Annotated in this window: 20 protein-coding genes and 1 pseudogene; all 21 read right to left on the bottom strand. The window is 44.0% G+C overall.

The features are described from left to right. Nucleotides 1-5: 5 nt before the first annotated feature. Nucleotides 6-1,313 carry an FADH(2)-oxidizing methylenetetrahydrofolate--tRNA-(uracil(54)-C(5))-methyltransferase TrmFO gene (gene trmFO, locus MHI53_RS08215; RefSeq protein WP_061144610.1) on the bottom strand — a complete coding sequence of 436 codons (1,308 nt, stop codon included), beginning with the start codon at nucleotides 1,311-1,313 and terminating at the stop codon, nucleotides 6-8. A gap of 430 nt (nucleotides 1,314-1,743) precedes the next feature. Then, nucleotides 1,744-3,819 (bottom strand): type I DNA topoisomerase, encoded by a 2,076-nt coding sequence (gene topA, locus MHI53_RS08210; protein ID WP_061144609.1) that lies wholly within the window; start codon nucleotides 3,817-3,819, stop codon nucleotides 1,744-1,746. A 252-nt stretch (nucleotides 3,820-4,071) separates the two neighbouring features. Beyond that, nucleotides 4,072-4,962 (bottom strand): DNA-processing protein DprA, encoded by an 891-nt coding sequence (gene dprA / locus MHI53_RS08205; protein ID WP_260320347.1) that lies wholly within the window; start codon nucleotides 4,960-4,962, stop codon nucleotides 4,072-4,074. A gap of 105 nt (nucleotides 4,963-5,067) precedes the next feature. Continuing rightward, nucleotides 5,068-5,970: a succinate--CoA ligase subunit alpha gene (sucD, locus tag MHI53_RS08200; protein ID WP_061144607.1), complete on the bottom strand. Its 903-nt coding sequence runs from the start codon at nucleotides 5,968-5,970 to the stop codon at nucleotides 5,068-5,070. Between the two features lie 18 nt (nucleotides 5,971-5,988). Continuing rightward, on the bottom strand, nucleotides 5,989-7,149 hold the full coding sequence (sucC, locus tag MHI53_RS08195; RefSeq protein WP_061144606.1) for an ADP-forming succinate--CoA ligase subunit beta: 1,161 nt from the start codon (nucleotides 7,147-7,149) through the stop codon (nucleotides 5,989-5,991). A gap of 498 nt (nucleotides 7,150-7,647) precedes the next feature. Continuing rightward, a complete protein-coding gene (locus MHI53_RS08190) occupies nucleotides 7,648-7,932 on the bottom strand; it encodes an EscU/YscU/HrcU family type III secretion system export apparatus switch protein (protein ID WP_061144605.1) in 285 nt (94 codons plus the stop codon). Further along, nucleotides 7,929-9,851 (bottom strand): hypothetical protein, encoded by a 1,923-nt coding sequence (locus tag MHI53_RS08185; RefSeq protein ID WP_340373189.1) that lies wholly within the window; start codon nucleotides 9,849-9,851, stop codon nucleotides 7,929-7,931. The genes MHI53_RS08190 and MHI53_RS08185 overlap by 4 nt, the downstream gene beginning before the upstream one ends. Nucleotides 9,852-9,864: 13 nt before the next feature. Continuing rightward, nucleotides 9,865-10,650 (bottom strand): ribonuclease HII, encoded by a 786-nt coding sequence (locus MHI53_RS08180; protein WP_061144603.1) that lies wholly within the window; start codon nucleotides 10,648-10,650, stop codon nucleotides 9,865-9,867. 180 nt (nucleotides 10,651-10,830) lie between these two features. Next, nucleotides 10,831-11,703 carry a ribosome biogenesis GTPase YlqF gene (ylqF, locus tag MHI53_RS08175; RefSeq protein WP_061144602.1) on the bottom strand — a complete coding sequence of 291 codons (873 nt, stop codon included), beginning with the start codon at nucleotides 11,701-11,703 and terminating at the stop codon, nucleotides 10,831-10,833. Nucleotides 11,704-11,720: 17 nt separating this feature from the next. Continuing rightward, entirely contained in the window at nucleotides 11,721-12,281 is a 561-nt protein-coding gene (lepB, locus tag MHI53_RS08170) for a signal peptidase I (RefSeq protein WP_061144601.1), read from the bottom strand. A 221-nt stretch (nucleotides 12,282-12,502) separates the two neighbouring features. Then, the gene (rplS, locus tag MHI53_RS08165) at nucleotides 12,503-12,850 is read right to left on the bottom strand and encodes a 50S ribosomal protein L19 (protein WP_057913433.1); all 348 of its coding nucleotides are present in this window, start codon (nucleotides 12,848-12,850) and stop codon (nucleotides 12,503-12,505) included. Nucleotides 12,851-12,980: 130 nt separating this feature from the next. Beyond that, nucleotides 12,981-13,715, bottom strand: a complete 735-nt coding sequence (gene trmD, locus MHI53_RS08160) for a tRNA (guanosine(37)-N1)-methyltransferase TrmD (RefSeq protein WP_061144738.1) — start codon at nucleotides 13,713-13,715, stop codon at nucleotides 12,981-12,983. Then, the gene (gene rimM, locus MHI53_RS08155; RefSeq protein WP_061144600.1) at nucleotides 13,715-14,233 is read right to left on the bottom strand and encodes a ribosome maturation factor RimM; all 519 of its coding nucleotides are present in this window, start codon (nucleotides 14,231-14,233) and stop codon (nucleotides 13,715-13,717) included. The genes trmD and rimM overlap by 1 nt, the downstream gene beginning before the upstream one ends. Before the next feature lie 10 nt (nucleotides 14,234-14,243). Beyond that, complete coding sequence (locus MHI53_RS08150) at nucleotides 14,244-14,630, bottom strand: YlqD family protein (protein ID WP_061144599.1); 387 nt, start codon at nucleotides 14,628-14,630, stop codon at nucleotides 14,244-14,246. 223 nt (nucleotides 14,631-14,853) lie between these two features. After that, on the bottom strand, nucleotides 14,854-15,084 hold the full coding sequence (locus MHI53_RS08145) for a KH domain-containing protein (protein ID WP_061144598.1): 231 nt from the start codon (nucleotides 15,082-15,084) through the stop codon (nucleotides 14,854-14,856). 13 nt (nucleotides 15,085-15,097) lie between these two features. Next, nucleotides 15,098-15,370, bottom strand: a complete 273-nt coding sequence (rpsP, locus tag MHI53_RS08140; protein WP_053345299.1) for a 30S ribosomal protein S16 — start codon at nucleotides 15,368-15,370, stop codon at nucleotides 15,098-15,100. A 153-nt stretch (nucleotides 15,371-15,523) separates the two neighbouring features. Beyond that, nucleotides 15,524-16,864 (bottom strand): signal recognition particle protein, encoded by a 1,341-nt coding sequence (gene ffh / locus MHI53_RS08135; protein ID WP_061144597.1) that lies wholly within the window; start codon nucleotides 16,862-16,864, stop codon nucleotides 15,524-15,526. Between the two features lie 11 nt (nucleotides 16,865-16,875). After that, nucleotides 16,876-17,208 carry a putative DNA-binding protein gene (locus MHI53_RS08130; protein WP_061144596.1) on the bottom strand — a complete coding sequence of 111 codons (333 nt, stop codon included), beginning with the start codon at nucleotides 17,206-17,208 and terminating at the stop codon, nucleotides 16,876-16,878. Nucleotides 17,209-17,734: 526 nt separating this feature from the next. Next, nucleotides 17,735-18,123, bottom strand: a pseudogene (locus MHI53_RS08125) (GNAT family N-acetyltransferase). Between the two features lie 118 nt (nucleotides 18,124-18,241). Next, on the bottom strand, nucleotides 18,242-19,261 hold the full coding sequence (ftsY, locus tag MHI53_RS08120; protein WP_061144594.1) for a signal recognition particle-docking protein FtsY: 1,020 nt from the start codon (nucleotides 19,259-19,261) through the stop codon (nucleotides 18,242-18,244). A gap of 26 nt (nucleotides 19,262-19,287) precedes the next feature. Continuing rightward, nucleotides 19,288-22,851 (bottom strand): chromosome segregation protein SMC, encoded by a 3,564-nt coding sequence (smc, locus tag MHI53_RS08115; protein ID WP_340373188.1) that lies wholly within the window; start codon nucleotides 22,849-22,851, stop codon nucleotides 19,288-19,290. Nucleotides 22,852-22,859 lie beyond the last annotated feature (8 nt).

Here is a 22,859-nt window from a genome sequence, read left to right as displayed (position 1 = left end):
ATATTTTACAAATTTTTCACAAAGTTCTGAATTGTGTCCAAAGCGCGCTTAGCATGCGTTTCGTTCCGTTCTTTTTTCGATTTGATCCTCACTTCAAGGTCTGGAAGCAGTCCAAAGTTCGCATTCATCGGCTGGAAGCTTTTTCCGTTTGTCGATGTTATGTACCTTGCCATGCTCCCCATAGTCGTCTCGGCAGGGAAAACGGCAGGGTCCTGGCCTTGGACGATTCTTGCTGCATTTATACCTGCAATCAGCCCTGATGCTGCGGATTCAACATACCCTTCGACACCAGTCATCTGACCGGCAAAGAACAAATCATCCCTATTTTTGAATTGGTACGTAGGTTTCAGGACGTTAGGAGAATTTATGAACGTATTACGGTGCATAACTCCATAACGAACAATTTCCGCATTTTCCAATCCAGGGATGAGCCTTAACACTTCTTTTTGCGGGCCCCATTTTAAATGTGTCTGAAAACCAACAATATTATATAGTGTGCCTGCTGCATCGTCTTGACGCAATTGGACGACAGCGAAAGGGCGTTTTCCTGTTTTGGGATCTTCCAAGCCAACTGGCTTTAATGGACCGAATAACATGGTTTTCTTCCCGCGCGATGCCATCACTTCAATCGGCATACATCCCTCAAAAAAGATTTCTTTTTCAAATTCCTTTAGCGGAACCGTTTCAGCAGAAATCAACGCTTCATAAAAGCGATCAAATTCCTCCTCTGTCATCGGACAGTTCAAGTAAGCAGCTTCGCCTTTATCATAACGGGATTTTAGATATACCTTATCCATGTCGATGCTGTCCTTTTCAAGAATAGGAGCGGCTGCATCATAGAAGTATAAGTATTCTTCGTCCATGATTTGCTTTAAGCTGTCGGATAGGGACTGACTTGTAAGCGGACCGGTTGCAATGATGGTGGGCCCATCGGGGATCTCTGTTACCTCTTCATTAATGACCGTTACATTGGGATGATTCTTCACCCTTTCCGTTACAAGGCCGGCAAATTCATGACGATCGACTGCCAGTGCGCCGCCTGCAGGTACAGCACAAGCATCTGCTGCGGACATGATGACCGAATCAAGCATGCGCATTTCTTCTTTTAATACTCCGACTGCATTTGTTAGCGTATTTGCCCGAAGTGAGTTGGAACAAACAAGTTCAGCGAATTTATCGGTATGATGGGCTGGCGTTTGTTTTACCGGACGCATTTCGTATAGATCCACTTTAATTCCTCTTTTAGCTAACTGCCAAGCCGCTTCACTTCCAGCAAGCCCCGCACCGATAACACTTACTTTTGTTTCTTTCATTTTTTCGAACCTCCATGTATAGATATGATAAGACAGGATCATTTATCATTAAAATTGCATTCATAAGCGTTTCATTTTTAACGATATTTATGTATTTATTCTAAGAAATACCTACTCCTGCTAACGATAATTATAAAGCATATGCCTTGGATACGGCATTTCTCTTGCCAACCTTTTTTCCTAAGTGGATAATTTGGCGCAAAGAGGAATTATATCTTTAAAGGAATACACTTGTCCACTGAATTTTACATCACATCACCCAAATAAAAAAGTTTCATGTTCCATCCATTTTCTTCTTGGGAAGTAATTGTGCTCGTTACCATGATACCATACTTCCAGGAACATAAAGAAACTCGGCGAATGCCGAGTCGGTCTATATTGAGTTTTCTTCCGGATGCAGGCACAAAGCACCGTTCCATCCCATTTAACTCTACGCTTGAGGCGTTTCTTTGAAATCACAGTCCATACACTGGACCTGCACACCTTTTTTGAGCTTTTTCTCAACAAGTGTGCCCTCACATTTAGGACAACTACGAGGAAGGGGCTTATCCCAAGAGATGAAGTCGCATCCAGGGTAAGTATCACAACCGTAAAATATGCGGCGTTTTTTACTCTTCCTTTCAATGATGTTCCCTTCTTTACATTTCGGGCATTTCACACCAATCTCTTTCACGATCGGTTTGGTGTTACGGCAATCCGGGAAATTACTGCATGCCATGAACTTCCCGTAGCGCCCCATTTTAAAGACCATTTCATGGCCGCATTCCGTACAATCTTCTCCAGCAGGCTCATCTTTGATCTCGATTTTCTCCATTTCGACCTCGGCTTTAGCCAAATGAACCGCAAACTCTTTATAAAATTCATCAATGACCTTAATCCATTCGATGCTGCCTTCTTCGACGCTATCGAATTCCTGCTCCATCTTGGCCGTGAACTCGGCATCAAGAATATCCGGGAAGAATTCACGTATCAATTCAAGGACAATTTCACCAAGCTCTGTCGGGATGAATCGTTTATTGTCCAAGGTAACATAGCCCCGTTTTTGAATCGTATCCAAGGTAGGTGCATATGTAGAAGGTCGGCCTATACCAAGTTCTTCTAAGGTTTTGACAAGCCTCGCTTCTGTATAGCGGGGCGGCGGCTGTGTGAAATGCTGTTTCGGCTCGACATCTTTCGAAAAGAGTTGATCGCCTTTCTTTACATCCGGAAGGGAATTTTCCTTTTCTTCCACAGAGTCATCGGAACCTTCCACATATACCTTCATGAAACCTGGAAACTTGATTTTGGACCCATTGGCCCTGAAGATTACATCGCCATTATGAAGGTCAATGCTCATTGTGTCCATGACCGCCGATGACATTTGGCTCGAAACGAACCGTTCCCAGATCAATTTATATAGACGGAATTGATCTCTGGATAAATACTCCTTGACGATATTAGGTTCACGTAATGTGCTGGTTGGCCGAACTGCTTCATGCGCATCCTGTGCATTGGTCTGCTTTTTCTCTTTGCGCTGTTCAACCTGTACATAATCCTTCCCATAACTATTTTGGATGAAGGTATGGGCTTCCTGTTTAGCAATATCGGAAATCCGGGTCGAGTCCGTCCTCATATAAGTGATTAATCCGACTGTCCCTTCCTTTCCAAGCTCGATTCCTTCGTAAAGCTGCTGGGCAAGCATCATCGTTTTCTTTGCACGGAAATTCAATTTTCGTGCCGCTTCTTGTTGCAGGGAAGACGTCGTAAAAGGTGCTGCCGGATTACGTTTTCTTTCCTTTTTAGCCACGGCGCCGATAGTGAATTCACTGCCTTTTAAAGAAGCGAGTACTTTTTTGACGTCCTCTTCGTTGTTTAATTCTTTACGCTCTCCCCCGATACTGAAAAAGGAACCTTCAAACTGTTCTTTTCCTTTCACGAAATCCGCCTTGATTGTCCAATACTCTTCCGGGTTAAAATCTTTGATTTCTTTCTCCCGGTCGATGATCATCCTTACAGCGACCGATTGGACCCGTCCAGCACTTAGGCCTTTTTTTACTTTTTTCCATAACAGCGGGCTAATATTGTAGCCGACCAAGCGATCCAAGATCCTTCTTGCCTGTTGTGCATCAACCAATTTCATGTTGATCGGCCTCGGCGATTTAAATGATTCTTTGATCGCTTCTTTCGTGATTTCATTGAAAACCACGCGGCAATCGGAGTTGATATCCACATCGAGACTGTGAGCCAAATGCCAGGCAATGGCTTCACCTTCTCTGTCGGGGTCAGCTGCGAGATATATTTTTTTCGCTTTTTTTGCAGCGGTTTTCAATTCTTTTAAAACCGGGCCTTTGCCGCGGATCGTTATATATTTAGGTTCATATTCATGTTCAACATCGACACCCATTTGACTTTTAGGCAAATCACGCACATGCCCCATGGAAGCCTTTACTTTATATTTTTTTCCCAAGTAGCGTTCTATCGTTTTCGCCTTCGCAGGCGATTCCACAATCACTAAGTATTCTGACATCCAATAAATCCTCCTCAAAGAGGTAATATAAATCTTCACTATTATTAATCATACAAAAATCATTTGTCAACACCCCATTACTTTTCAAAGCATGTTGACTTACATATTCCTAACCATTTTAGCTAAGAGATTCCATTTGCAAAACTTATAACAGTTTTACAATATTTTCAACCCTTTTGTCTAATATTTCAACCCATTCAGGTAAAAATCGCCTTTTTTTACTAATTCCCTGGCTGATTTTCCGTCTATCTTCTATATTATATTGCGAAAAAACTCTTCCTCGATCTGCTTGGAATTCAAAACAAGTTTGGCTCCATCGGAAATCAATTGATTGGTCCCGATTGATTCTGGACTCGTTACATTTCCTGGAAGTGCAAACACCTCACGCCCCTGCTCCAAAGCCGTTTGTGCCGTTATTAAGGAACCGCTTTTTTCTTTTGCCTCCACAACGAACACTCCTTGTGATAATCCGCTGATGATACGGTTCCTTAGCGGGAACATCCATGGTTCCGCTCTCATTTCCGGTGGAGTCTCAGAAATGAGCACCCCTTTAGCCATGATTCTCTCTGCAAGGGGAATGTTGGACTTTGGGTATATTTGCATAAGCCCTCCTCCCAAGATTCCAATCGTATCCCCGTCCGCATCTAACGTGATTTCATGCGCCCTTGAATCGATTCCCGCCGCAACACCACTGATGATGACGTATTTTTTCTTAACGAGCGGTAATAAAATCGTTTTTAAGGCCTCCAGTCCGTACGAGGTCGGCTTACGCGTTCCAACGACACCTAGCGTATCACTCCTACTTAGGAGCTTCTTATCGCCTTTATAATAAAGAACCCAAGGGGGATCGAATATTTGCTTCAATAAAAAAGGATAATCATCATCAAGGATCGTTAGCCAATGAATTTGGCTATCTTCATATCTCTTGAGCTTTTCAAGGGTATTGAGAGAATGTAAATCTTTGAGAAAGAGGTTAAGTTTATTGGAAGGGATAGGGAGCAATTTTACCCATTCATTGCGTTTGGTAGTAAAGAGGGAAGAAAGGGATGGATCATTGGACATGATTGTTTGGATCGTTTTCCATCCTGCACCGCGGCAATGATGGAGGTGGATTAACTTTTCTATACGATTCAACGGAAGCACCCCTAGTCATTTATTTTTAAGAGGTTGATCGTGGCGGAAGCCGGATTGCCGAAAAAAGGAGAGGGAAATAAAGGCCGACCCAAAAAACAGGTCGGCCAGCATGGATCAATGTGTTTTACAAGGTTCGTAAATGCCTTTTTCTTTCAGGACGGAAATCAGTGTTTCGCCCATTACGGATGGAGTCTCGGCAACTTTAATTCCACATTCGTTCATAACGCGGATTTTCTCGTCAGCAGTGCCTTTTCCTCCAGAAATGATCGCACCTGCGTGTCCCATACGTTTACCGGCAGGAGCCGTACGGCCGCCAATGAAACCAACAACAGGCTTTGTCATATTTTCTTTCACCCAGAGAGCTGCCTCTTCCTCTGCCGTGCCTCCGATCTCTCCGATCATGATCACTGCATGGGTTTCCGGGTCCTCGTTGAATGCTTTCAACACATCAATGAAGTCCGTTCCGTTAACGGGATCTCCACCGATTCCGACAGCTGTCGATTGCCCGATGCCTTCTTGAGATAATTGATGAACGGCTTCATAGGTCAAAGTTCCGGAACGGGAAACTACGCCTACATGGCCTTTTTTATGGATGTAGCCTGGCATGATACCGATTTTGCATTCTTCAGGGGTGATGACACCCGGGCAGTTCGGCCCGATCAAACGGGTCTTTTTGCCTTCCATATAACGCTTCACCTTGACCATATCCAGAACGGGAATATGTTCCGTAATGCAAATGACAAGATCAAGCTCTGCGTCAACTGCTTCCAAAATTGCATCCGCTGCAAATGGAGCAGGAACGTAGATTACCGATGCATTCGCTCCGGTTTCAGTGACAGCTTCGGAAACTGTATTGAATACAGGTACTCCTTCCGCTTCCGTTCCACCTTTACCCGGAGTGACTCCGCCAACGATCTTCGTGCCGTATTCCAACATTTGTTTAGTATGAAATAATGCTGTTGAACCAGTGATTCCCTGAACGATCACTTTCGTATCTTTATTAATAAAAACGCTCATTATGTTCCCCCCTGCCTATTATCCTACAAGTGATACTATTTTTTGTGCTCCATCTGCCATTGATTCAGCAGCCGTGATATTCAAACCTGACTCTTTTAGGATCTGTTTGCCAAGATCCACATTCGTTCCTTCAAGACGAACAACCAAAGGTACGTCCAGGCCAAGCTCTTTAGCAGCAGCTACGACGCCTGCCGCAATGATGTCACATTTCATGATTCCGCCGAAGATGTTAACGAAAATGCCTTTAACATTTTGATCGGACAGGATGATTTTGAAAGCCTCTTTTACTTTTTCCTCTGTGGCGCCGCCGCCAACATCAAGGAAGTTAGCCGGATCTCCCATATAATGTTTAATGATGTCCATCGTTGCCATAGCAAGCCCAGCACCATTAACCATGCATCCGATATTACCGTCAAGCGATATGTAACTAAGGCCATGTTTTGATGCTTCGATCTCTTTCGCATCCTCTTCATCCAAATCACGGAATTCCGCGATGTCCTTATGGCGGTAAATCGCATTATCATCGAAGTTCAATTTAGCATCAAGTGCCATGACATTTCCATCACCCGTAACGACTAATGGATTGATTTCAGCAATTGAACAATCTTTGTCAACGAAAGCTGTATATAAGTTCACCATAAGCTTGGAAGCTTTGTTTATAAGTTTAGCCGGGATATTGATATTGAAAGCGATCCTGCGCGCCTGGAAGCCCGTCAGGCCGACAACCGGATCGATCACTTCTTTGAAAATTTTCTCCGGTGTCTTTTCAGCCACTTCTTCAATTTCCGTTCCGCCTTCTTCAGAAGCCATCAAAACGACACTATTGGTAGCACGGTCCAAAACCAGACCGATGTAATATTCTTTCGAGATGTCGCAGCCTTCTTCAATAAGTAAACGCTTAACTTCCTTGCCTGCAGGACCAGTTTGATGGGTCACCAGCGTTTTACCAAGAATTTCTTGTGCATATGTACGTGCTTCGTCAAGGTTTTTCGCTACCTTAACTCCACCGGCTTTTCCGCGGCCGCCCGCATGAATTTGAGCTTTGACGACAACAACTTCCGTACCTAACTCCTTCGCTGCTTCCACTGCTTCATCAACAGTAAAGGCAACCCGGCCATTCGGAACGGATACCCCGTATTGTCGCAAAATCTCTTTCCCCTGATACTCATGGATATTCATTTCCCATCCTCCTTATCTACTAAAAAACAACTTTGAGATTTAATGCGTGTTTTCTCTTACATAGTACAACAAAATTCTGCTTCGTGCATAATTTTCTTTCGTTTTTTTTGGAAATCATTATAATAATATACTAATATAAAAAGGGATAAACAGGGAATGGATCGAGCTTGCTCTCTCTTTCCCTCTATTAAATTTTATTTAATCGGCTTGCCTAACCCTATTCCAGAAAAGGTAATTTATAGAATGGGTTTTTGCAATAGAGCTTATTATGAAAGCCTTTTCCATGATATAAATCTAGTGAGCCATTTTTATAAATTATAGTTTTTTCTAAAAAAACAGTCTTTTCCAGCAATACCCTAATAAAAAAGCAAAAAGGAAAAGTTCTGGATTTTCCTTTTTGCTGCTTATTAATTATGTTTTTAGTATAATTAAATTCTTTTGGCAATTTCCCTAAATTTCTACATAAACCAACATGAATCACCTAAAAAGTCTAATGGCTCACCCATTGTCCTTCATCTGCATCTCCTTGTCCGCTTTATAAATGAAGGCAAATACCTCCGCTACCGCAGCATACAATTCTTCAGGAATCGTCTGATTTATATCCAATTGACCTAAAAGCGCTGCAAGCGACTCATCACTTTGAACGGGAATATTCAGTTTCATCGCCTTTTCCAGAATATTTTCCGCCGTTTTTCCTTTTCCCTTCGCCAAGATGACAGGGGCAATCGATTTCTCTTGATCATATTTTAAGGCAATCGCTTCTTTTCGTTTTACATTTTTCATATTCGAATATCCACTCCACTATAAGATCCCGTTTCTGAAAAAGGATTGAACTTCGGCCCTTTGCCGCCGATTCTTTCATGCTTCGGGTTAACGAACGACACACCGGACAATCTGTAATCCATCTTCTCCAAATTCCCTCTCAGCAGATTTACATATCGATTGGCTGCCCCTTCCATGTGTGCCACTTGCTCATTGATGACCGTCACATTGATGACCCGTTTTTGAACATGCATATCGATGACCGTTTCTTTTATGCCTTCTAGCTCTAGATAAAACAGGACCCGACAGAAATCGGGATCTATATTGCCATCTTTCATTTTCCGTCCGCTCCATTGCAATGTTAAATCTGTTTGGGCATGCCCCAGATTAAGAGGAAGTGTAAGGAGCAGATTCTGCAATGGCCCATTTTCCTGTGAAAGGATCTGCTGCGCCGTGATCCGATTCAGGATCTGTTCAGCCAACTCCTTGATACCTGCTGGCAATTGTTCATTCAGCAGTTTTAACAGCAGCGGCTTTAGTGTCTCCATTTCCTGCGGGTTTTCCTCCAGATTCGCTGCGGATTGGTTAATGAGTGCATGCTCCAGCTGAAGGCCGAGTAACTTCGTCAATTCTTTGAGCTGAAATGCAACAGATGCACCATTTGTAAAATTGACGGCTTGGTATTCCGCTTCCATAACATGAGCCAGAACCAATTTCTCATTATTCCTTAAGGACAGGGCCTCAGGCTGCTGTGTATCCGACTGCAAGATCATCTCGGCTGCCTTGCCCTTCGCTGCAGCTACCAGCTGCTTATCCCCATTCAAATAAGCCAAGAGGTCATCCACTGCCGTATTGGCACCTACCGCTGTTCTTCCTGATGCCACTTCAGTAAAAGCATCCACAAGCATATGAAAGGAAAGCGAAGATATCTTTTCAGAAGAAATACTTTTCTTCTGAACCTGCTGGATTTCAGCTGGCATTTTTGCCCCTACCTGGTCAATATCGTTCATTAAGCGCTGTAATTTAATTTCGACCTTTTCAAGTTCCCCCAATGACCCATCCTTTGCCCTTGACAGCATTTGCAAGCCGTGGTGAAATTTATCGATCGCTGGATTGTCAGGAAATCCGGTCCTTGCCTGTGCTCCATCCATTAAATTGTTCAAAAAGAAAGCTTCCGTCAAACCCTTTGGAATGAATCCTGTCTTTTGGAGCAGTGAGAAAGCACCGGATTTCATTTCGGCTGTAGAATCGGGATCGAGCCAGCTAGTCACAAGTTGCTGCAAACCGGTTTGTTGAATTTGGCTCCTTCCTGCAATTTGCAACCTGTCCAATACGGCCATTAACTTGACGGTTGTTATCGTTTTCTCCCCCATCGCCTGTAACTGCTGCTGGAGGGAAGTGAGCTGTTTGTGGAAGGGTGCTCCCTTGGCCTGTGCCAATAATGCATCAAAAACCTCTTTAACAATGGGAAATTGCTGAATAAACATCGTTTTAAAGATGGGAAGACCAGCTTCAGGTGAATCAGCAGCTTTTAACCATTGCAAAGCGGACTGAAAGGTTTCCTTGGTTATAGGAAGACGGTTTTTCAGGAAATATTCGGCAAGCTTGGCTGCAGCCGGGTCGGAATTCATGCCAAAGTGAGCGGTCAATTGTGCAGCCGCTCCCTTTAAATTGGCATAATTCACATCCGGCAACTCCAGAGCCCTCAATACAAGCTTCCCTTCAATCGGCTGCTCTACTTGAAACCAATATCTTTCCCCTGTGCGAAGCGGGATATCGAGCGTCGCAATCATCTTTTGATCGCCAATCTGCACCTCGGCCATCCGGTTAGGAAATACCTTATTCACCTTCCCGAAAAGAATTTGCCCATTTTTCAGACTTGCCGCTCCTAGCGTTTCAACTGGTGAAGCTGCAGGTTGACCGCTTGTTATGGATTGCATCACTCATCCTCCCTTAATCATTCATTCGTGCAGCAATTTCCTTGACAGGCGCAAAACTCCTCCTGTGCCATGGGGTTAGCCCGTGCTTGTCCAGTGCGTCCAAATGCTGGCTTGTCCCGTAGCCCATGTGCTTTTCGAAACCGTATTCCGGATATTTCTCCCCATACTCCTTCATCATCCGATCACGGGTCACTTTCGCTATAATGGAGGCGGCGGAGATGCTAATGCTTCTTGCATCTCCTTTTATGAGCGAAAGCTGCGGAATCGGGACATCCAGTTCCATCGCATCGATCAGCAAGTGATCCGGGAGACCTGACAGGTCGTTGACAGCTGCAATCATGGCCTTTTTCGTAGCTTGATATATATTGATTTCATCGATTATATCGCTATGTACAACACCGACCCCAATGGACAGGGCTTCTTTATAAATCATTTCATAAAACAGTTCCCGCTTGGACTCCGGAATCTTTTTGGAATCATTCAGCCCTGGCAAATAGAAGGATTCAGGCAAGATGACCGCACTCGTCACAACCGGTCCTGCAAGCGGCCCCCTCCCCACTTCATCGATGCCAGCGAGAATGGAAAACCCCTGTGCTCGAAGTTGCCTTTCAAACTCCGTCATTTCCATGAATGCATTCTTCACCTGCTGCGCTTTTTCATACTTCCTTTGCCACTTGCTCACTAAGTCGGTGACTCCCTTTCTGCCGTCATCCAAGCATTCTTGCAAAAATAAATCTTCAGGATCGTTGATTGCCTTTAATTTTGCAGATATATCTTTTATACTCATTGAAGTTTTCATCATTCATCACCCATCATCTTCATTATCGGCAGTCTTGCTTCCCGCTTACAGCCTAAACAAAAATACGGAGCGGAAAAGAGACATCAAAAAACATCTTGATATCCAACTCCAGCTCCGTATCACCCATTTTTCACTTACTGTCTTCAAAACTCAGCCAGCATTTTCAATCTCCACGCCAGATTATTCCGTAATGGCATCCTCTTCATAGTCCATGGGTACCTCAAACGTAAGTGGCCCCATCTTTTCCGAACGGATTTCACGTACGACCAACTCCGCGGTTTTATCATAATCAATGAACCCACCAGAAGCTAAACATCCCCTGAACTTTCCGACGGCATCAAAGAGTTCGAGCGTTTCTTGAGGAATTTCATCAAGGTTATAGCGTGATTTCATCCTATCCGGATATTCCTTTTCCAAGAAACGGAGCCCGTATAAGGAGACTTCATGCAGGTTTAGAATCGTATCCTTGATCGCTCCGGTTAACGCAAGCTTCAAGCCCACTTCCTGATCCTCGAATTTAGGCCAGAGGATTCCCGGCGTGTCAAGCAGCTCCATTTCCTTGCCGACTTTTATCCACTGCTGCGCTTTGGTTACACCGGGTGTATTCCCTGTTTTAGCAATGTTCTTTTTGGCGAGTCGATTGATTAACGTTGATTTCCCAACGTTCGGAATTCCCACGATCATCGCACGGATCGCCCGCGGCTTGATTCCCCTTGACTCCATCCGGTCATACTTCTCTTTCAAAAGTTTTTTTGCGGCAGCCGTGATCTGGTTCAATCCATTCCCTGCCTGCGAGTTAATCGCAATGGCCGTTTTCCCTTGTGACTTATAATAATCCAGCCACATGTTCGTTTTTGCCGGATCAGCCATATCCGCTTTATTCAAAAGGATGACCCTCGGTTTATGCTGTATGATCTCATCTATCATTGGATTTCTTGATGATGCCGGAAGACGGGCATCCACTAGTTCAAAAATGATGTCGATCAGTTTTAATTTTTCCGTTACTTCCCGTCTCGCTTTGGCCATATGGCCAGGGAACCACTGTATTGTCAATGGAATCAACCTTCCTACTATTCCGCCAATCGAAAGTCTTCGATTGGCCAATAAACTAATTTAGTTTTTCCTAACACTTTATCGTAAGGAACGACGCCTACGCTATCATAACGGCTGTCCTTGCTTAGCCGGCGATTATCCCCCAAGACGAACAGATGGCCCTTAGGAACCGTTTCCCGGCCTATGACCTCGCTTAATGTAAATGGCTCCGTCAAAGCACCGCCATCAATCAATTTCTTTTTATTTTCATCCAAGTATGGCTCAGCGTAAGCTTTTCCATTCACATAAAGTGTATCGTTTTTATATTCTACCTTTTCGCCTGGCAATCCGATGACCCGCTTTATGTAATCCTTGCCCTCTGGAGCATGAAACACGATAATATCGAATCTTTTCGGTTCACCGATCGAATAGGAGATTTTGTTAATGATCATGCGGTCCGTGTCCTTCAATGTCGGCATCATGGAATTACCGTCCACGACAATAGGTGCCAGGAGGAAATACCGAATCAGTGTCGCAGCTATGACCGCGATTATGACCGCCTTTGTCCATTCCCACAATTCATTTTTCTTTTTCGCCATCCTTACCCACCCTTTTAGAATGCATATCAACAACCATTTTAACATGTCGCGGAAGCTATAGCGAGCAGGATTCCATATGGATTTTCACCCACTTGGAGCATTCATGAGTTTCATCAAGTGCAAAAAGGGAGCCTGATGAACAAGCTCCCTTTTCGCATGATACTGTTTGGTTATTCACCTTATGTGGATCATGGTAAACCCGTATGGAGATATTCGAAGGATTAACGACGAATTTCTTTAATACGTGCTTTTTTACCACGAAGTTCGCGTAGGTAATAAAGTTTCGCACGACGTACTTTACCGTGACGGATAACTTCTAGTTTTGCAATTTTTGGTGTGTGAACAGGGAAAGCACGTTCAACTCCAACGCCGTAAGAGATCTTACGAACTGTGAAAGTTTCACTGACTCCGCCGCCACGACGTTTGATTACAACGCCTTCAAACAACTGGATACGTTCGCGAGTTCCTTCAATAACCTTTACGTGTACACGTACTGTGTCACCAGGTCTGAATGATGGAAGATCTGAGCGAAGTTGTTCTTTTGTAATTTCGTTAATAATGTTTTGCATCGTTTCCAACTCCTCCTGGACGCTCTTGCAAATACTGAATGTTTGCAGCGGAACATCGTTATAAGACTGAGCATTTTGCCCAAGTCACAAGGTATATCCTATCATATTCCAAACGTCGATGCAATAGGGATCAGTCTTCTTTTTGAATCTCGGACAATAATTTTTTCTCAAGATCCGAAAGTTCATAACTCTCGAGCAAATCGGGACGCCGCGTCCACGTTCTGCGCAGTGATTCCTTCATCCGCCATTCATCGATTTTTTTGTGATTTCCGGATATGAGCGGATCGGGCACTTTCATTCCCCGGAAATCTGCAGGTCTAGTATAATGGGGATGCTCTAACAAACCAGAAGAGTAGGAATCAAGGATCGGGGAGTCTACATTTCCTAAAACACCAGGCAGCAGGCGGACCACGCTGTCAATAATGACCATCGCGCCCAGTTCCCCACCTGTAAGCACAAAGTCACCGATTGATATTTCATCCGTTACGACATGCTCACGAATGCGCTCATCATATCCTTCATAATGTCCACATATGAAAATGAGATGTTCTTCTTTAGCGAGCTCTTCAGCTTTTTTCTGCGAATAACGCTCTCCCTGGGGACAAAGCAGGACCACCCGGGGGTTTTGTTCAGCTTGTCCTTTAAGAGCTTCCACGGCATCAAAAATCGGTTGTGCCTTCAACACCATCCCGGCACCTCCGCCATAAGGATAATCATCCACCGTCGAATGCTTATTATCGGCATAATCCCGGAAATTGGTCACCTTATAACTGACAGCCTGCTTTTCGGAAGCCTTTTTTAGAATCGACGAGCCGAACACGCCTTCGAACATTTCCGGAAAAAGCGAAAGTACATCGATTTTCATCAATCTAAAAGTCCTTCCATCGGCGTAATGATGACCTTTTTGGCGGATATATCCACTTCTTTGACGATTTGATCAATATACGGTATCAAAATATCCTTGCTTCCGGCTTTCTTTATGACCCATACGTCATTGGCACCTGGCGTCAGCACCTCAACGATTTCCCCTATTTCACTGCCCTCATCCGTAAATACCGCACAGCCGATGATTTCATGGAAGTAGAACTCGCCTTCGTCCAATGGACCAAGCTGTGCTTCCTTGACTTTCAGGACCCCGTTTTTAAAAGCCTCGACTTGACCCACGTTATAATAGTTCTCGAACGTCAATAGATTAAAGTTTTTATGGGTGCGGTGGGACCTGATGACAAGCGGCATAGGCTTTTTCTCCGTATCCCTGAACAAATACAGGGTATTCCCCACTTTGTAGCGTTTTTCCGGAAAGTCTGTTGAAGAAATGACCCGGACCTCTCCTAATAAACCATGGGTGTTGACAATTTTACCTACATTAAACCAGTTTTCCATTCTTTCACCTCTAACGAATTTCCGAGACGATTCCATCTTTAATGACAATGGTCTTCGTTGCCATTATTTCGTCCCAATCTGCCCCGATTTCCACATCAATGATACTTTGAACTTCCCGTTCCTTCAATTCGCTTCCGGCGGGAAGGATCTCCAGCTGCTCCATCTGAAATTCAAGCAGTTTAATTTTTTCCTGCCTCTGATTTATCTCTTTTTCGAAATGGGCACGGAGACTGGCAGGCTGGAGATTTCTTGTTTTTTCAAGCTTTTTCAGCTCAAATCGGAGTTGTTCACTCTCTTTTTGAAGCTGAAGGCGTTTTGATTTGTAATTCTCGAGGAGCTGACTCTTGCTGGATTCCGTTAATACTTGGTTAACGATTACATTTTGGAGAATTTTCATTCCAGCACCTCCTATTATCTATGATTTCTTATTTCCTTCAAAAAATATGTATGATGGGGTAATCTTTTTGAATAATGGGGGTCATTCCCTTAAGTATAACGTATATCGATAAAAGATGCGTCTTAAAAAGGCGTAAAGTTTATCTCCGGACCATTTTCAGAAGTGCGGGGAGCCGGGATTTCACTTTCTTGAAGTGCAAAAAAAGGAGGGGTATTAGCCCTCCTTATTCGGAAATCTCCAAATAGATTTTCTTCTGCTGTGAAGATCCTGCTGCATATACTACAGTCCGAATCGCCTTAGCAACACGCCCTTGCTTCCCGATGATCTTGCCCATGTCCTCTTTATGAACGGAGAGGATATAGACAATCCGGTCGGACTCTTCCTTTGAGGTCACAGTGACTTCTTCGGGAAAATCCACAAGCGCTGAAACAATCGTTTCAATTAATGCTTTCATCAACTACCGTCGATTACTTGCTGTTTTTTGCAACATGGAATTTTTCCATGATGCCTTGTGTTGAGAATAAGTTACGAACTGTATCAGATGGTTTAGCTCCATCTTGTAACCATTTAAGAGCAAGCTCTTCGTTGATGTCAACTTTAGCTGGTTGAGTCACCGGGTTATAAGTTCCTACCACTTCAATGTAACGTCCGTCACGTGGTGAACGGGAATCTGCAACTACAATACGATAGAAAGGAGATTTTTTAGCTCCCATACGTTTTAAGCGAATTTTTACTGCCATTTTAAATAAGCACCTCCGAATAGTTTCACACAAGATAGTATGATATCAAATGTCTTGTATGTTTGTAAAGGTTTTTTTCTTAACAGGCGAAAAAAGTGTTGAACTACATGGCTTCAGCCTGTATTTCCGCTTCGTTTCGACTTGAAATAACCCTTACATGAACGGGAATTTGAATCCCTTTTTCTTTCCTTTTTGCATGTTCGTGACCTGTTTCATCATTTTTTTCATTTCTTCGAATTGCTTCAATAAACGGTTCACCTCTTGAATCGATCTGCCGCTGCCTTTGGCAATCCGTTTCTTGCGGGATGCATTCATGGTTTCTGGATGTTCCTTTTCATGGGTCGTCATGGAACGGATGATGGCTTCAACATGACCGATCTGCTTGTCATCAATTTGAAGATTGTCCATCCCTTTCATTTTGTTCGCACCAGGAATCATTTTCAGAATATCATCAAGCGGTCCCATATTCCGCACCTGACCAAGCTGTTCAAGGAAATCATCAAAGGTGAAAGTCGCTGTACGCATCTTTTTCTCTAATTCTTTCGCTTTGTCTTCATCGACATTGGCCTGTGCCTTTTCGATAAGGGTCAATACATCGCCCATGCCGAGGATCCTTGACGCCATCCGTTCTGGATGAAATGCCTCAAGTGCATCCAGTTTTTCCCCCATACCGACGAATTTGATCGGCGTGTTCGTGACTGAACGAATCGAAAGTGCCGCACCACCGCGTGTATCCCCATCGAGTTTCGTCAAGACGACTCCAGTCAGGCCGAGCTGATCATTGAAGCTTTGGGCTACATTGACCGCATCCTGCCCCGTCATCGCATCGACCACAAGGAAGATTTCATCCGGTTTTGTCAGTTCTTTAATATCCTTCAGTTCGCCCATCAAGTTTTCATCAACATGAAGACGGCCTGCGGTATCGATCAAAACATAATCATGATGTTCTTCCTTCGCTTTTTCAATCGCCTGTTTCGCTATTTCAACAGGACTGATTTGGTCACCAAGGGAAAAAACAGGCATGCTTAATTGTTTGCCAAGTGTTTCAAGCTGCTTAATCGCCGCCGGACGGTAAATATCAGCCGCAACGAGCAATGGCTTGCGGTTGTATTTCTTTCTAAGAAGATTGGCAAGCTTTCCGGTGGTCGTCGTTTTACCCGCCCCTTGAAGCCCAACCATCATAATGACGGTCGGCGGCTTCGAGGCTACGGCAATCTTGCTCTGTTCGCCGCCCATCAGCTCCGTCAATTCTTCCTTAACTACTTTAATTACCTGTTGACCGGGGGTTAAGCTTTTCAGCACTTCCTGACCTACCGAACGTTCACTTACACGCTTTACAAAATCCTTCACGACTTTAAAGTTAACGTCCGCTTCAAGCAGGGCTAATCGAACTTCACGCATCATTTCTTTTACGTCTGCTTCGTTGACCTTCCCTTTTCCGCGGATCTTTTGCATCGTGCTCTGCAGTCGGTCGGCCAATCCTTCAAATGCCATATTGCCGCCTCCTAATCCAACTTCTCAAGCGTCGTGATTGCATCAAGCAGCTTCTCCTTCGAAAAGGAATCCTTTTCAATGAGTGCCTTCATATTCGCAATCCACTGGTTACGCTCTTGAAATTTTTGAAATAACAATAGCTTTGCTTCATATTCCTCAAGCATCGCTTCTGTTCTTTTTATATTATCATAGACTGCCTGCCTACTCACTTCGTATTCATCGGCAATCTCCCCAAGAGAGTAATCATCCAGATAGTAGAGGGACATATAGCTCTGCTGCTTCTCTGTTAACAACGATTGATAAAAGTCATACAAATAGTTAATCCGCGTTGTCTTTTCAAGCATCTTAGCAAGCCTCCCTGCTGTTAAGTGAAAACCCTTTACAAGTTTATATTGTATCGTCTTGTTTATTTGATGTCAAGCTAAACTCCTTACCACTGGCTTGGAGCCGATCCTTTTTTTTCTTTTTCTCGCTTTTAAACGCCGCTTCAGCCTGTTTTTAAGTTTAACTTGCCATCTTTTCATCTGCAAATAATGCCTGTGTAAGCCAAATTTCAATTGCACAAATAAACAGGGAAAGGTCGGAAAGACGCCGAGGTTTCCCTGTGTTTTGAATCCGCGTGTGTCCGGCCGATTGCCTCCAAGGACAGCGGCGGCTACCCCTATCGTGACCATTCCTGCTCTTCTTTTAAAATTGACCGTCGAGAGGAAGTGCGTCCATTTCTTCATTATGGCGACGATAGGCTCCATAAAAGGAAATAAGTCTAAAGATCAGCCATTCCCCTCTGGAGCAGCTATATGGACGGTTAAAACGCTTGTCTTCGATATCCGATGCTTTGATCGACAGTCATGTCCGATTTTTAAAATATATCTATCTTGAAATTACAGTAAACATCCCCATCATATTAGGAGAATAATCTTTAAAACGATATTTTTCATAGAAAGAGTGTTTACCGTGCGAAGCAAACAAACCGATAAATGCCTTATCTGGCGCATGGGTATTCAAGTACCCCACCCAATGATCCATGATCTCCTTTCCAATACCTTTTTTCTGATAATCTGGATGAACCACGATATCTTGAACATAGAAATAGACGGCCCCATGCCCACAACATGACTTTGATCTCTGACTGTAAGGCAGTGGATGGAGTTCCTTAGTAATATTTCCTCCGCTTCAAAATTCATATAATCGGCCCATCCCACAGAAGCACACAAATATATGTATTCTTCCAACGTTGGCGTATTATTTTTCAATCTCATATTTGCTCAAAATGTTTCCTCGCCTACTTATAAAACGGTGAATGGTTTTTCCCTTAAATACTATAGTATCAACAAAAAACCGGAAGAGAATAATCTCTTCCGGCTTACTAAGTTATATTCAAAGCTCTTCTTTATCAATGATATCAGCAAATAGGCCGTAAACATATTTTTCGGCATCGAATTCCTGAAGGTCGTCCATTTTTTCACCAAGTCCGACGAATTTAACGGGAATGGCCAGCTCATTGCGAATCGCCAAAACAATTCCGCCTTTTGCCGTGCCGTCTAGCTTTGTTAAAACAATTCCCGAGACATTCGTCGCTTCTTTGAATGTCTTGGCCTGAATCAGGGCATTTTGTCCGGTTGTTGCATCAAGGGCAAGGAGCACCTCATGTGGGGCACCCGGTACTTCGCGTTCGATTACGCGTTTCACTTTTTCCAATTCCTTCATTAAGTTCACTTTGTTCTGTAAGCGTCCGGCCGTATCACATATCAGAATGTCCGCTTTTCTTGCCTTGGCAGCCTGAACGGCATCGAACATGACCGCAGCGGGATCGGACCCTTCACCTTGTTTGATTACACTGACACCGACGCGCTCCCCCCATACTTCAAGCTGTTCGATTGCGCCAGCACGGAATGTATCCCCCGCTGCCAGTACAACCGATTTACCCTCACTCTTGAACTTATGAGCAAGTTTACCGATTGTCGTCGTTTTACCTACCCCATTCACACCGACAAACAAAATGACCGTCAAACCTTCTTCTTGGATGTTCAGGCTTGAGGTATCACCGTCATCACCTTGGTAGATGTCCACAAGCTTTTCTGAAATGACAGACTGCACTTCCCGTGTGTCCGAGATATTGCGGAGTTTGACCTCCGTTTTTAATTGATCGATCAATTCCATGACGGTGTCGAAGCCCACGTCAGCTTGAATCAGGATTTCTTCAAGTTCTTCAAAAAAGTCCTCATCCACTTTCCGGTAACGGGCAACAAGCTCATTAACTCTTCCAGTAAAGGAATTCCTCGTCTTCGTCAAACCTTGCTTGAATTTCTCCCCTATGGAGATTTCTTGTACCTCTATTTCTTTTTCCTTCTCTTCCTGGGTCGTAAACTTCTCTTTTAGCTTCTTGAAAAAACTCATTGTCCCACTTCCTCTCATTCATGAATTTACACTTCGATAAAGTTTTCCGACTCTTCCATCCGGACAGAAACAAGCTTGGACACACCTGACTCCTGCATCGTAATCCCGTAGAGGACATCAGCCTCTTCCATCGTACCTTTCCGGTGGGTGATGACGATAAACTGCGTTTCCCTGCTGAACTTCCTTAAGAATTGGCTGAACCGGACGACATTCGCCTCATCGAGTGCTGCCTCGACCTCATCAAGGATACAGAAAGGCACCGGCCTCACTTTCAGGATGGAGAATAATAGGGCAATTGCCGTCAGTGCCCGTTCTCCCCCGGATAAAAGACTTAAGTTCTGCAGTTTTTTACCTGGTGGCTGTGCAATGATATCTACCCCTGTATGCAGCAGATCATCGGGATTCGTCAGCTTCAGCTCCGCTCTTCCCCCGCCAAATAAAGCTTTGAACACCTGTTCGAATTGCTCCCGTATCGAATAGAAGGTATCAGCAAAGCGACGTTTCATCTCATCATCCATCTCATCTATGACTTGGAATAATGTGTCTTTTGCCTGTTGGAGATCTTCCTTTTGACTCATCAGGAATTCATAGCGTTCAGCTACACGGGCGTATTCCTCGATCGCACCTAGATTGACCGTCCCCAATTCCTCGATCGCCAGCTTGATGAGCTTCACTTTTTTGCGTGCTTCTTCTACAGGGAGCATCAATGGATACCGTTCCTTGGCCCCTTCATAGGATAGCGTATACTCTTCCCTTAAATGGTCAAGGCGATTTTCAAGTTCCATGTCCAACCGAGTTAATTTGACCTCTTCATCTTTTATCACTTCGATAACGCCTTTATAAACCCTATTTTCTTCCTTCAAGGCCAATTCAAGCGTTTCAACTTGTGAAAGAAGCTCATTTTTCTCTTGTTTTTTACTGGCAATCCCTTCAATGGCCCCGTTTTTATCAAGCAATTTTTGCTGGGCCATATCCTCGAGTGTCTCTTCGCCGCTTGAACTGTCCGTCATTTCATTTGTCAGAAGCCCCAAGTCATCTTTATTTTCGGCAAGCTTGCTCGTTTCCTTTGCAAGATCAAATTCAATGCGTTCCAATTTTTCTTTTTGGTTTTGCAGCAGCCCACGCTTGGACGCCAGTGTTACCTTTAGCTCATTCGTTTCTTCAGCAAGACTTTCTTTTGAAGATTGTTGAGATTGTTTTTGTGCTGTCATGTCTGAAATCAACTTGTCAAGCGCTTCGATTTCCGTTTTGCATGACTTCAATAACTCTTCCAACTCTTCCAATCTGGCCATTTTTTGTTGTTGCTCTTCCAAATAAGAGTTTTTATCCAAATCATACAGGTGAAGCCGGTCATTAACGTTTCTTTCCTGCAATTCGACTTCACGCAGTTCGCCCTTCAGGGTTTGCTCCTGTAACCGGAGATCCTCCCCCGTTTTTCTCGTTTGTTCAAGCGTTTGCTCTTGAACACCGACATCCACTTTCAGCTGTTTGACCTGCTTTTCCAGCTGGTTCGTTTTTGCTTCCATTGCGGAAAGTTTTTGATGGAGTTCTTCCAATTCGGTCTTCCTTGAAAGCAGAGAGGTCGTTTTTTGCTTTAGCGCCCCACCAGTCATTGAACCGCCTGGATTGACGATATCGCCTTCGAGCGTTACGAAACGAAAGCGATGCTGCATCATTTTGGCCAGGTCGTTCGCACCCTTTAAATCGGTGGTGATGATGACCGTTCCTAGCAGGTTTTCGGCGATTGCAGCATGCCTGACATCATATTGGATCAAAGAGGAGCCTGTCCCGACAAATGCTGCATGGCTTTTCAGCATCGATAATTGACTTGATGAAATTTCCCTTGCCTTTATGACGGATAACGGCAAGAACGTAGCACGTCCATATCTATTCTTCTTCAAGAAGGAAATGGCTTCACGTGCATGCTCTTCGCGTTCGACGACAACATGCTGCATCGCTCCGCCCAGGGCCGTTTCGATGGCCGTTTCATACTCCTTTGGCACCTTTATCAACTCTGCGACTGCGCCTTCAATGCCTGAAAGCTTTTCTTTCGCTTTCAAAACTTCTTTAACACCTTGAAAGAAGCCTGCATAGTCTTCTTCCATTTCTTCAAGAAGCTCTTTGCGAGACTTGGCCTGTTGAAGGAATTGATAAGCTTTATAAAGAGTGGTTTCTTGCTTTTGATACACATCTTTAGCCGCATCCAGTTTATTCTGCTGATTCCTGAAAACCGAGACATGCTCTTCAAGCTGCTTGGTCACCTTGTCCATCCGCTGTGAATACTCCCGTTTTTTTGCGGTGATATCATTTCTTTCAATTAGGAACTTTTCATTTTCCGAATCCAGTTTAACGTTTTTATGCTCCTGCTGCGTGAGCTGCTGAAGCAGATACTGTTTTTCGTTCTTGGCCGTTGCCTGCTTGTTCAGCCACTCAATATAATCACTTTTTTTCGCTTCAATCACGGCTTCGATATCGCTATTGAAAAGCCCCAGGCTTTTTTGTTTTTCATATAAGGTTTCCTGGATGCCGTTCACTTCCGAATGCAGCGCATGGAGGATTTCCCTTTCACTTTGCTGTTGGACAGAGAGGCGCTTGACCATGGTCTCGCCTTCCACGATCGCTCTTTCAAGCTGTGATTTGTTTTGGGCAGCATTTTTTTTCCGTTCCTTCAATACTTCTTTACGGCCTTCAAGCTTTTCAAGTTCCTCACTCGCGTTCAGGAGAATCTCCTGAAGCTCATTGATTGATGTTTCGAGCGTAGCCAGATTATCCCGGAGCTTTTTGAGATGCGCTTCCCGTTCATGAAGCTGCCCTGCCATTTGCTGCTCCATTTCATTATGCTTTTCTAGATCATGGGACAGCTTTTCCCATTTTTCATAAAGTTCTTCAATTTCAAACACGGTTAAAGCAACTTCAATTTGTTCAAGCTCGTCTTTTTTCTCCAAAAATTCCTTGGCAAGGGAGGATTGGATTTTTAAGGGTTCAACCTGCCCCTCCAATTCATGGAGGATATCATGGACACGGTTCAAATTATCCTGTGTTTCAGTCAGCTTCGATTCCGCTTTTCGTTTTCTTGTTTTATATTTGAGGACACCTGCTGCTTCTTCAAAGATCACACGTCTTTCTTCTGCTTTGCTGCTTAGGATTTCTTCGACTTTCCCCTGACTGATTATCGAAAACGCTTCACGGCCAAGGCCTGAATCCATGAACAAATCTATGATGTCTTTCAAGCGGCATCCTTGATTATTAATGAAAAATTCACTTTCTCCCGATCGGTATACCCTTCTCGTCACGCTTACTTCATGAAAGTCTATCGGCAGGGAATTGGTCTCGTTATCAAGGGTCAAGGATACTTCTGCAAAATTCAACGCTTTCCTCGTGTCACTCCCCGAAAAAATGATATCTTCCATTTTTGCGCCACGAAGCGATTTCGCAGACTGCTCTCCAAGTACCCATCGGACTGCATCGGTCACATTGCTTTTACCGCTTCCGTTCGGTCCAACCACTGCCGTGACACCAGGTACAAAATCAATCGATATCTTCTCTGCGAAAGATTTAAATCCTACAACGTCCAAGCGTTTGAGGAACATGACCTTTC

Source organism: Peribacillus sp. FSL E2-0218 (assembly GCF_037992945.1).
Lineage (GTDB): Bacteria > Bacillota > Bacilli > Bacillales > DSM-1321 > Peribacillus > Peribacillus simplex_B.
The sequence above is the reverse complement of the archived record's forward strand: the minus strand, read 5'-3'. Positions and strand labels throughout refer to the sequence as shown.